The organism is Paraburkholderia sp. WS6, from assembly GCF_030464835.1.
In the GTDB taxonomy this organism is placed as follows: Bacteria; Pseudomonadota; Gammaproteobacteria; order Burkholderiales; family Burkholderiaceae; genus Paraburkholderia; species Paraburkholderia madseniana.
Window position 1 is genome coordinate 74,381 of record NZ_JALQCK010000043.1, and the last position, 11,311, is coordinate 85,691.

The window sequence follows — 11,311 nt, forward strand, 5'->3', positions numbered from 1 at the left end:
CAGCCTTACTGCACCAGGTTGTTCAACTCGATGATCGGCAGCATCACCGCCAGCACGATCACCAGCACCACGCCCCCCATCGCCAGAATCAGCAACGGCTCGAGCAGGCTCGTCAGGAACATCGTGCGACGCTCCAGCTCACGTGCTTCGCCGTCGGCCGCACGATCGAGCATGGTCGTCACGTCGCCGGTCGCTTCACCCGAACGGATCAGGTGAACCAGCACGGGCGGAAAGGTCTTCGTATTGCCGAGCGCACGCGATAAGGACGTGCCTTCGCGCACACGCACGATCGCATCGTCGATGTTCTCGCGCATCGCGACGTTGCTGAGCGTTTCGGCTGCGGCTTGCAGCGCGCGCAGGATCGGCACACCCGCCGCCGTCAGAATGCCGAGCGTGCTGGCAAAGCGCACGGTGTTGTAGCCGCGCACGAGTTTGCCGAGCAGCGGGGCGGTCAACAGCCACCGGTCGAAAGCGAGGCGCGGGCCGGGCTGTTTCAGGATCGAACGCACCAGATACACCAGCACGACCACGCCGATCAGCATCGCCCACCACCAGTGCCGCACGAAACCGGACAGCGCCATCATCATGATGGTGAGGATCGGCAGTTGCTGTTTGGTGCTGGCGAACACGTTCACCACTTGCGGCACCACGTAGCTCAACAGGAACGTGACGATGCCGAAGGCGATGAGGGTCACGATCGCCGGGTAGGTGAACGCGAGCACGATCTTCTGCTTGAGCGCGTTGCGTTGCTCGATGTAGTCGGCCAGACGCGAGAGGACGAGACCGAGCTTGCCGGTATGTTCACCGGCAGCCACCAGCGCCCGATAGATCTCGGGGAAGTCTTTGGGATGCTGCGTCAGCGCGTTCGCGAGCGAATGGCCGCCGAGCACTTCGGCGCGAATCGACGCCATCAGCTCGCGGATGTAGTCGCGCTCCGATTGCTCGGTCAACACCGATAACGCTTCATCGAGCGGCAGACCGGCAATCAGCAGGCTGGCCAGTTGCCGCGTGAGAATCGCCTGCTCGCGCTGCGACAAACGCCGTCCCAGCGACAAGCGTTGGTTGCGCTCACCACGTGTGCGCGTCGCAGCCGGTTCGACGACGAGTGGCGTCAGTCCCTGCGAACGCAGATTGGTCCGCGCGCCGCGCGCGCTGTCCGCGTCGAGCACGCCTTTTTGCGCTTTACCCGCTGCATCGATCGCTTCGAAACGAAATGCCGGCATGCGCTTATGCTCCGCCCGTTACGCGGATCACTTCTTCGAGCGACGTCAGCCCGGAGGCGAGCCAGCGGTCCGAATCTTCGCGCAGCGTACGCATGCCTTGCGCGCGGCCCGAAGTGAGAATTTCCGCATCGGATGCGTTGCGGTGAACCAGCGTGCGGATTTCGTCGTCAATCAGAAGCAGTTCGTAGACACCGCGACGTCCCGCGTAACCCGACTGGCCGCATTTCTCGCAACCGACCGGATGCCAGCGCACGCTGCCGTCCTCTTCGACGCGTTCTTCGCGGCATACCGGGCACAGGCGCCGCACCAGCCGCTGCGCCAGCACGCCGAGCAGCGATGACGCCAGCAGATAGGGTTCGACGCCCATGTCGGTCAAACGCGTGACGGCCGAAGCCGCATCGTTCGTATGGAGGGTCGCCAGCACAAGGTGACCCGTGAGCGACGCCTGCACCGCGATCTGCGCCGTTTCCAGGTCGCGGATTTCGCCAATCATGATGACGTCCGGATCCTGCCGCAGAATCGAGCGCAGCGCCCGCGCGAAAGTCATGCCGATCCGTTCGTTGACCTGCGTCTGGCCGATGCCTGAGAGGTCGTATTCGATCGGGTCTTCGACCGTCATGATGTTGGTGGTCGCGGTCTCGAGCCGCGACATCGACGCGTACAGCGTGGTCGTCTTGCCCGAGCCGGTCGGGCCGGTCACCAGCACGATGCCGTGCGGTTTGCCGATCAGTTTGTCGAACTTGACGAGCGTGTCGGGGGCCATGCCGAGCGCTTCGAGATTCAGGCGCGAGGCGTCTTTTTCCAGCAGACGCAGCACCGCGCGTTCACCGTGGCCGGTCGGCAATGTGGAGACACGCACGTCGACCGGACGTCCGCCGACGCGCAGCGTGATCCGGCCGTCCTGCGGCAGACGCTTTTCCGCAATGTCGAGCTGCGCCATGATCTTGATCCGCGAGATCAGCGCGCCGTGCAGCGCTTTTTTCGGCCGCACGACATCGCGCAACGTGCCGTCGACACGGAAGCGCACCACAGAAGAAGTCTCGAACGGCTCGATGTGAATATCCGAGGCCTGTTCGCGTGCGGCCTGCGTGAGCAGCGCGTTGATCATGCGGATGATCGGCGCGTCGTCTTCCGACTCGAGCAGATCCTCGATCTCGGGAATGTCCTGCATCAAACGCGACAGATCGACTTCACCTTCCACTTCGCCGACCACCTGTGCCGCACTGCCGTCCTGGCGCGCGTAAGCCTGGTTGATCGCGAGCGCAAGTTCGTCGGCCGGCACACGCACCACGGACAACGCGCCGAAGTTGCGTGCGACTTCGGCAAGCGCAGCATCGCTGGTGCGTTCGCTGATCCAGACTTCGAGACTATCGGCGTGCTGATGCGCGACCAGAATCTGGCCGCCTCGGGCGAAGCCGTAGGGCACGAGCCGTGCGGCGACCGCCGACGGCGCGATGCGTTCGGCATGCTCCGCCACGACAGCGGGCGAAATCGCCCCGGCTTGCGTCGATGCAGCGACGCGCGCCGCTGCGGACGATCCCGGAGCTGACGGCGGCGTGGACGGCGTGCTCACGGCTGCACTCCAGGCGACGCCGTGGACGGTGCCGTGGGTACCGGATTCGTCTGCACAGCACCGCCATTCGTGACCGGATTCGTCTGCACAGCGCCACCATTCGTGACCGGCGGCGGCGCCATCTGCTGACGACGCATCCTGTCGAGATCGAACAGATTCATCGCAGGCGAACCACCTTGGCTCGGGCCGATCGGCATCGGCGGAACCACCGGATCATCCTTGTCCTTGATCAGGTTGTTGTCCGACTTGTACGCACCCGTCACGCCCTGGACGTAGTCGTAACGGTTCGACGTCACGGCCTGCGCGGTATCGCGATCGGTGATGATCACGGGGCGCAGGAACACCATCAGGTTCGTCTTGGCGCGGGTCTTCTGTTCCGAACGGAACAACTGGCCAAGCCACGGAATATCGCCCAGCAACGGCACCTTGCTGTTGCTGACCTGGTAGTTGTCCTGCATCAGGCCGCCCAGCACGATGATTTCGCCGTTATCGGCGAGGACCGTCGACTGGATCGAACGCTTGGTGAACTCGGGACCAGCCGGATTGGTCGCCGCGTTGGTCGTGCCGTTCACGATCGCCGAGTCTTCCGTGTAGAGCTGCAGCTTGAGAATCCCGCCCTCGGTAATCTGCGGTTTGATGTGCAGCGTCAGGCCGACATCGACGCGGTCGAACGTATTGAATGCGTTGCTGGTAGTGCCGCTCGTGAGGTTCGAATACGAACCCGTCTGGATCGGCACGTTCGTACCGACGACGATTTTGGCTTCTTCGTTATCGAGCGTGATGAGGTTAGGCGTCGACAGCACGTTCGCATCCTGCGTCTGCGAAAGTGCCTGCAACAGCGCGCCGAGTCCCTGCACACCGAAAATGTTGTGAATCCAGCCGACGTTGAGGCCCTGCTGGATATTCTGGGTTGCGAGCGCCCCGGCGAGACCGCCGGTAGCGCCCGTCGCTGCGGCCGCAGCCGTCAGATTGATGATGCTGTTGCCGGTGCCGGTCGCCAGGTTGGTGCCGGCAAAGATCGAATTGTTCGCGACCTGCCACTGAATGCCGAGATTGGCGTTCGTGTTCGAGTTCAACTCGACGATCAGCGCCTCGATATAGACCTGCGCGCGCCGCGCGTCGAGCTGGTCGATCACCGCTCGCAGGTTGCGGTACACCGGCTCGGCCGCCGTGATGATCAGCGAGTTGGTCGCGGAGTCCGCCTGGATCATGCCGCCCGGCTGATTGTCGTCGCTCTTGTCCTTGTCGCCGCCGAGCAGGCCGGCTGAACCCGACCCGCCGCTCGAACCGTATCCGCCCCCGCCACCGCCCAATGGTGACGCTCCCGAGCTGCTGTTGAGTCCGCCCGACGGCAGCGGCGGCGTACCCGACGTGCCCGTCGAATTGCTGCCAAAGCCACCTCCACCACCACCGTTCTGGTTGAACGAATTCGCTTCGTTCGAGCCACCCGATGAGCCGGTGTCGCCGCCTTTACCGAGCATCCCGCGCAAGGTCTTCGCGAGCTTGGTCGCGTCAGCGTTGCGCAGCGCCACGACGTGCATGTTGCCGGGCATGGTGGTCGGCGAGTCGAGTTCCTTCGCCAGTTGCTTCGCGGCTGCTAGCCGGCCGCCGTTCGACGCGCGAATCAGCAGCGAGTTGGTGCGCGGGTCCGCGGTGATCGACACCTTCAGCGTCGCGTCGGTGCTGCCGATCGCGCCCGGGTCGAGCATCTTGGTCAACTGCGTGGCGATGTCGATCGCGTTGGCGTTCCTCAACTGCACGACCGCTACCGACTGGCCGGCGGCCGTATCGACACCCGCGATGATCTGTGCGATACGCCGCACGTTGTCGGCGTAATCGGTCACGACAATCGAGTTGTTGGCCGGGTAGGCCGCCACGGTATTGTTCGGCGAGATCAGCGGACGCAACACCGGCAACAGGTTATTGGCCGACTCGTTCTTCAACACGAACACCTGCGTGACCACCTGATCGCCTCGCGCCACCGGCGTATTGCCGACGTAGGTCGGCACGCCTTGCAGCTTGGCATCGGCCTCGGGTACGACCTTCAGCACGCCGTGGTCCTGAACCAGCGCGAAGCCCTGCATCCGCAAAGCGGATTGCAAGGTCTTGAGCGCCTGATCTTCAGGCACGGCGTTTTCCGACACGAGGTTGAGCTGACCCTTCACGCGTGGGTCGACGATGATCGTTTTGCCGGTCGCCGCGCCGATCGCCTTGGCCACCTGGTCGATATCGGCGTTCACGAAGTTGAGTGTCACCTGTGCCTGTGCTGTCTGCGCGGTGATCAATCCAGCCACCAGCAGCGCCGTTGCGACGCGACGCAATGCCATACGATTTCTTCTCATGGAATGTGGGATCGATGCCGACGGCCACAGCCGCCAACGGTCATGCAGTGCGAACATTTGAGCAGGCCGCCGCCCTGTCGGTCTGCCAGCCGGCTTCACAAGCGATCAACGCCTTGGATGCCGGACATCCAATGCCCGAAAAAAAGGAACAGTAACAGTTTTTCATGTCGGATTTGTCACAAAACGAACGGCGCCGTGCGATTACTCTAAAGACCGTCGCAGACTGTCAATCAATTGAAAGCAAACGCGCTTGTGTGCGCCGAACCGCAGAAGCGCTTCGTTTTACGCTTGATTATGTCGGTTAGCCAACTTGACGCATGTAACTCTGTCGGTATGATACGAGCCGTTCGAGGTACTGGTTGTGACTTGCCAACACGGGTTTTCCCCGATGGCCGACGAAAGCCCGGCCAGTACGCCTCACCGGCTGCCAGAGACTGAAGTATGGCCGATGTATGGCCTTACCAAATCTTACCCTTGCGATTTGTTTAGTCGTCTTGACTGATGAAACGAACCTTTGTCACCGTCGCCGCAGGACTTGCCGTGCTGATCGCAGCAGGGCAGGCACGCGCCGATTGCTTTGACGAAGCGGCGAAGTATCAGAAGGTCAACCCATTGATTCTGCGCGCAATTGCGTGGCAGGAGTCACACAATCGGCCGGACGCGCAGCACAAGAACGCAAACGGCTCGACCGACTACGGCGTGATGCAGATCAATTCGATCCATCTGCCCGTGCTCGCGCAGTACGGTATCTCGCAAGGCACGCTGATGGAGCCTTGCAAGAACGTCTATATCGCGGCATGGCATCTGCGCCGCCAGATGAACAAGTACGGCAATACCTGGCAGGCGGTCGGCGCGTATCACTCCGAGACGCCGGCACTGCGTGATAAGTATGCGATGCAGATCGCCGCGATCCTGCGCAAGTGGAATCTGATGCCGGCTGCTGCACGCTGACTCACCCGCGTCCCGATCCGGCCCGTCACGCGGCCGCCCCCCGTTTGATGCACAATGCGGCTTCGTGCTGCCGTCGGTGTTCGGCCGTCTTCCGGCCCCGGAGTCATGCGACCCCAACCCGGCACGCCTTCCAATCCTCTTGTTTTACCGTACTGCGATGAACCAGCCGCTATTGCCCGTCACCGTGCTCTCCGGTTTTCTGGGCGCCGGCAAGACCACGCTCCTGAACCACATCCTCGCGAATCGCGCCGGTTTGCGCGTCGCCGTGATCGTCAACGATCTGGCCGCCGTCAATATCGATGCAACGCTCGTGCGCGACGCCGCCGCGCTCTCGCATATCGAAGAGCAGCTCGTCGAACTGTCGAACGGCTGCATCTGTTGCACGTTGCGTGACGACTTGCTGGTCGAGATCAAGCGGCTTGCCGGTGAAAAGCGCTTCGATGCGATCCTGATCGAGTCGACCGGCGTGGCCGAACCGATGCCGATCGCCGAAACCTTCACCTTTGTCGACGACGACGGCGCGTCGCTGTCCGACGTTGCACAGCTCGATACGATGGTGACGGTGGTCGATGCGTTCAACTTCCTGCGCGACTACGGTTCAGCCGACGCACTCTCCGAGCGGGGCATCGCGGCGACTGAAGAGGACGATCGGACGCTGGTCGAATTGCTGATCGAGCAAATTGAATTCTGCGATGTGCTGGTGGTGAACAAGGCCGATCTGGTGAGCGCGGATGAACTCACGCGTTTGCAGCGCATCCTCGCCCGCATCAATCCGCGTGCAGTGCAGGTGGTGAGCCGTTTCGGCGAAGTGCCGCTGGCCGAAGTGCTGAACACCGGGCGTTTCGATTTCGACGAGGCATCTAGCGCACCGGGCTGGCTGGCGTCGCTTAACGACGAACATGAGCACGACCATGAACACGGCCATGCCCATCACGGTGAAGCAGACGAATTCGGCATCGGCAATTTCATTTACCGCGCGCGGCGGCCGTTTCACCCGGAGCGCCTGTGGGCGTTGCTGCATCAGGAGTGGAAGGGCGTCTTGCGCAGCAAGGGCTTCTTCTGGCTCGCAACGCGTAACGACATCGCCGGTTCGCTGTCGCAGGCGGGTGGCGCTTGCCGGCATGGTCCGGCGGGGATGTGGTGGGCCGCGCAGGATCGCAGCGAATGGCCGGACGGCGATGACGAGCTGGCCGCCGAAATTGCCGCCGACTGGTACGGCGATCCGGACGATCTGAGCATCGGTGATCGCCGCCAGGAACTGGTGATGATCGGCGTCGGCATCGACCCGGCTGTCTGGCAAGCGAAATTCGACGCATGCCTCCTGACCGATGAGGAATACGCGGCGGGACCGCAAGCGTGGCAACAATTCGCCGATCCGTTCCCGACATGGGACTTCGACGAAGACGACCATGATCATGACCACGATCACCATGATCACGACCACGACGGTCATGGCCACGGCGAAATCGTGCATCGCCACGATTAAGCTCGAGCGGCCTTTCCGCTTGGTGCTGACTGTTTAACCGCGACGCCCGTCGCGGCTAAACAGAAATCGCAGACGAAAAAAAACCCGCCGTTGGCGGGTGTCAACTGCCAGGCAGTAATCTGCTTAGCGCTTGTTGACTGCGTCCTTGAACGCCTTACCAGCCGTGAACTTGACGGTCTTGGCGGCCGGGATCTTGATAGTTTCACCGGTCTTGGGGTTACGACCCGTACGTGCTGCGCGCTTGCCCGAACCGAAGCTGCCAAAGCCGATCAACTGGACCGCGTCACCCTTCGACACAGACTTCTTGATCACTTCAAGCAACGTGTCCAGCGTCTCACCGGTTTGAGCCTTGCTGGCGCCGGTCTGTCCTGCGACGGCGTCGATCAGTTCCTGTTTGTTCATTAAGGTTCCTTTCTGAGTTTAGGTTGACACGAACAGCGCGAACGCGCCGATTATACGTGCGCGGGCCGCGCCGTCGAGCAGCTGCGGCTCCGGATCCCCTCCGGACAATTAGCGCCGGGCAGTGACTGCCCGTCGGCCGTGCTGCCGCTCCCTTCGCGGCGCTTGCTATGATAGCGCAGCGCAAACCCAATCAGGATAAGGGTTTCGAAGATTTAAGCGGTTCTGGGGCAGATATCGAGGGGAAACCCTCCTTTTTCCTCCTCGCAGAGCCCAATTGAAGGCTGAAACCCAGTATGGACGGGGCTTAGCGTTGGTTTTTGCCAACGTTGCAGCGCGTCTTTTTCGCCGCCCGGCGAGCTGCGCGCGCTGGCGGTAACGTCTGACTCGCTCTTTCGAGCGTCATTTCCGCCGCGCATGACCGATCCGCTGATCCCCGCCGTCCTCGCTTTTCGCGACAACGGCACGCCTTTTTCGCCGTTCTACGACGACATCTATCACAGCGCTGTCGGCGGTCTCGAACAGGCTGAATACGTCTTTCTCCGCGGCAATGGACTGCCGCAGCGATGGCAGGACCGCCGCGTCTTCACCGTGCTCGAAACCGGCTTCGGCATGGGGATCAACTTCCTGATGACCTGGGCCGCCTGGCGTGCCGATCCGGCGCGCTGCGAGCGCTTGCACTTCGTGTCGACCGAGAAGCATCCGTTTACTCAAGCCGATTTGCGCAGCGTCTATGCGACGACGATCTCGAATCCCGAGATCGCCGCGCTCGCGGAAACGCTGGCAACTGAATGGCCGATGCTCGTCCCCGGCACGCACCGGCTCGAATTCGAGGGTGGGCGAATCACGTTGACACTGGTGTTCGCTGACGCCGCGGAGAGCCTGCCGGCGTTGAGGCTGCGCGCCGATGCGTTCTATCTCGACGGCTTCGCCCCGGCAAGAAACCCAGAAATGTGGACGCCGGCGATCTTCAAGGCGCTCGCCCGGATGGCCGGCGAGAACGCCACATTCGCAACCTACAGCAGTGCCGGCGACATCAAGCGCGCGTTGACGCAAAACGGCTTTGTGTACCAAAAAGTCGATGGTTTCGGCTGGAAACGCGCGATGCTGGTCGGCCATTTCGCGCCGCGCTGGCGTGTCCGCCGCTATGAGCCGCCCGCGCCACTTGAAGTCGATGAGCGGCATGCGATCGTAATCGGCACCGGCCTCGCGGGTTGCGCGGCGATCGAGCGGCTGGCCGCACGCGGCTGGCGCGTCACGTCGCTGGAGCGGCACGCGTCGGTGGCTCAGGACGCCTCGGGTAATCCGGCCGGCGTGTTCCATCCCATGATCTCGCGCGACGACAGCGTCGCTTCGCGCGTCACGCGCGCGGGCTTTCTCTACACGCTCAGACGCTGGGCCGCGCTCGAACGGCTTGGTTACCGTCCATTGCGCGGCGCGCCAGGGCTGTTGCAGATCGCCGCGGACGACGAAGAAGCCCGCTCGATGAGCGAGGCAATCGCCGCGTTCGGTTACCCGGCGGAATATGTGACGCCCGTTTCGCTGAACGAGGCGCAAAGGCTTGCGGGCATGCCGCTCGCGCGAAGCGGCTGGCTTTTCCCCCAAGGCGGCTGGATCGACCCGGCGTCGCTTTGCACCGCGCAGTGCGCAGCCGCGGGCGGGCTGCTCGAACGCCGCTTCGGAGTAGACGTGGCGCGCCTCGAACGGTCCGGCAATCAATGGACCGTCTTCGACGCAACTGGGCAAGCCATCGCGCGCGCGCCGGTGGTCATTGTCGCGAGCGCGCACGACGCCGCGCGGCTCGCCGGTTTGCAGTACGCGCCGACCCGCAGCATCCGCGGCCAGTTGACTTTGCTGCCGCCGGGCACGGTGCTCACACTCGAGATGCCGGTTATAGGCGAAGGCTACGCGGTCCCGCTCGCCGACGGCGTCACGCTGACCGGCGCCACCTACGAACTCGACGACCCCGACACCGCGTTGCGACCGGATGGCCATCTGGAAAACCTCGAGCGCGTTGCGCAGATGCTGCCGGCCTTTGACGGCATCGTCGACCCGGCAGAGGCGGTGAAGCTCGCCGGGCGCGTCGCGTTTCGCTGCGTCACGAGCGACCGGATGCCGATGATCGGCAACTTCGCCGACGAAGCCGCCTCGGCCCGCGATGCCCAGCGCCTGCGTGGCGCATGGCCGCTCGATCTGCCACGCGTCGACGGCTTGTACGGCGGGTTCGCGTACGGTTCTCGCGGTCTGGTATGGGCGGCACTTGGAGCGGAGCTGATCGCCTCGCAGATCGAAGGTGAACCGTGGCCGCTCGAACGGGATTTGGCCGAAGACATCGATCCTGCCCGCTTCCTCTTGCGTGCGTTGCGCCAGGGTACGGTGAGTTAACCCGTAGTTAACCGCGCGCACCGAACATCGGCGCCAAGAAAAGTTATCCACTGAAACTTGTGGATAACCGCGCCGTTTACCGGCGCAACTCATGTGGAACCGTTGTGGACGTAAACGGGGTAACTTTGCCGCGGCCGAAAATCGCGAAAAGTTACCCTTGTATACCCTCCGCTGCCGCACACGCTGTGCATCCTGTTATGCGAGCGGCAAGCCGATGAATCAATTCGGTAAACCGGAGTTATCCACAGAAAACGAGTCACCTTGTTAACTGTTACTACGTATACATACGGTAAACCTGTAAACAGAAAGGCCGTCCCGAGATCGAGCGCAATCGTTGAGCCCGAAGCGTCGAAAGTTGAAGGAAAACGCCGCCGGCCGTGTGCCAGGAAACACATCTGCAACGTCGAATCTGTACGCTATGAGAGCCCGACCCGGTTTTAAAACGGTCGCTTTTTCCTCATCTCGCGAAGATAACGTACGTTTTTACCGTTTTGCCTGCATGTTCCTGTCTTTTCGGTCAAGTCTGAAAAAGCTATGGCACAATCGCCGTTCTTTTCCGCGTCGTGCCTCGCCGCTGGCCGCACACGCTGCAATGGAACGGTGCCGCGCAATCAGAATCTGATTCAAAGTCGACGGCGTTCTTTCACCGTGCCGGGCCGGTAGCTACGGCCGCCCCCAGAATGCGCTGCGCCCCTTGCGGCTGCGGCACATTCAGATCATCCGATCGTTGAAAACTCGCAACGCGGGTCACGCGAAGCGATCGCGACAGTGAGCGCCTCATGCGTTCATCCGCTCGCCGGTGTTTGCGCCGGTTCGTGTTGTCTGCCGTTGCTGCCAAGGAGAACCCATTACGATGAAGTCGGCGTTTTCATTTTTTCCAGCATGGCCACTCACACCCCAGGGCTGTTAAGTTCTCCCTCCGGCAATAGTGACGGCGCAGTCGAAGTTGAGT

8 protein-coding genes are annotated in these 11,311 nt (G+C 62.5%); 4 read left to right on the top strand and 4 right to left on the bottom strand.

Annotated features, from left to right (window positions below):
- Nucleotides 1-5 precede the first annotated feature (5 nt).
- The 3 genes from gspF to gspD are packed head-to-tail and all read right to left on the bottom strand — an operon-like array spanning nt 6 to nt 5,123.
- The gene (gspF, locus tag M0D64_RS35855) at nt 6-1,223 is read right to left on the bottom strand and encodes a type II secretion system inner membrane protein GspF (RefSeq protein WP_093634517.1); all 1,218 of its coding nucleotides are present in this window, start codon (nt 1,221-1,223) and stop codon (nt 6-8) included.
- A 4-nt stretch (nt 1,224-1,227) separates the two neighbouring features.
- A complete protein-coding gene (gspE, locus tag M0D64_RS35860) occupies nt 1,228-2,796 on the bottom strand; it encodes a type II secretion system ATPase GspE (RefSeq protein ID WP_301717709.1) in 1,569 nt (522 codons plus the stop codon).
- Nucleotides 2,793-5,123, bottom strand: a complete 2,331-nt coding sequence (gene gspD, locus M0D64_RS35865; RefSeq protein WP_154558750.1) for a type II secretion system secretin GspD — start codon at nt 5,121-5,123, stop codon at nt 2,793-2,795. The genes gspE and gspD overlap by 4 nt, the downstream gene beginning before the upstream one ends.
- On the opposite strand from gspD, the gene M0D64_RS35870 reads away from it, so the two are divergent.
- The 3 genes from M0D64_RS35870 to M0D64_RS35880 all read left to right on the top strand — a co-directional run bounded on the left by M0D64_RS35870 (nt 5,117) and on the right by M0D64_RS35880 (nt 7,575).
- Nucleotides 5,117-5,293, top strand: coding sequence for a hypothetical protein (locus tag M0D64_RS35870; RefSeq protein ID WP_171925286.1), 177 nt, complete (start codon nt 5,117-5,119; stop codon nt 5,291-5,293). The two genes, gspD and M0D64_RS35870, sit on opposite strands and share 7 nt — an antisense overlap.
- Before the next feature lie 346 nt (nt 5,294-5,639).
- Nucleotides 5,640-6,089 (top strand): lytic transglycosylase domain-containing protein, encoded by a 450-nt coding sequence (locus tag M0D64_RS35875; protein ID WP_093634514.1) that lies wholly within the window; start codon nt 5,640-5,642, stop codon nt 6,087-6,089.
- A gap of 157 nt (nt 6,090-6,246) precedes the next feature.
- A complete protein-coding gene (locus tag M0D64_RS35880) occupies nt 6,247-7,575 on the top strand; it encodes a GTP-binding protein (protein WP_171925287.1) in 1,329 nt (442 codons plus the stop codon).
- A gap of 123 nt (nt 7,576-7,698) precedes the next feature.
- Here the strand turns inward: M0D64_RS35880 and M0D64_RS35885 are convergent, their stop codons facing one another.
- On the bottom strand, nt 7,699-7,977 hold the full coding sequence (locus tag M0D64_RS35885) for an HU family DNA-binding protein (RefSeq protein WP_006050811.1): 279 nt from the start codon (nt 7,975-7,977) through the stop codon (nt 7,699-7,701).
- A 414-nt stretch (nt 7,978-8,391) separates the two neighbouring features.
- Between M0D64_RS35885 and mnmC the strand changes: the two genes are divergently transcribed.
- Nucleotides 8,392-10,359, top strand: a complete 1,968-nt coding sequence (gene mnmC / locus M0D64_RS35890; RefSeq protein WP_171925288.1) for a bifunctional tRNA (5-methylaminomethyl-2-thiouridine)(34)-methyltransferase MnmD/FAD-dependent 5-carboxymethylaminomethyl-2-thiouridine(34) oxidoreductase MnmC — start codon at nt 8,392-8,394, stop codon at nt 10,357-10,359.
- The last annotated feature ends 952 nt before the right edge of the window (nt 10,360-11,311 follow it).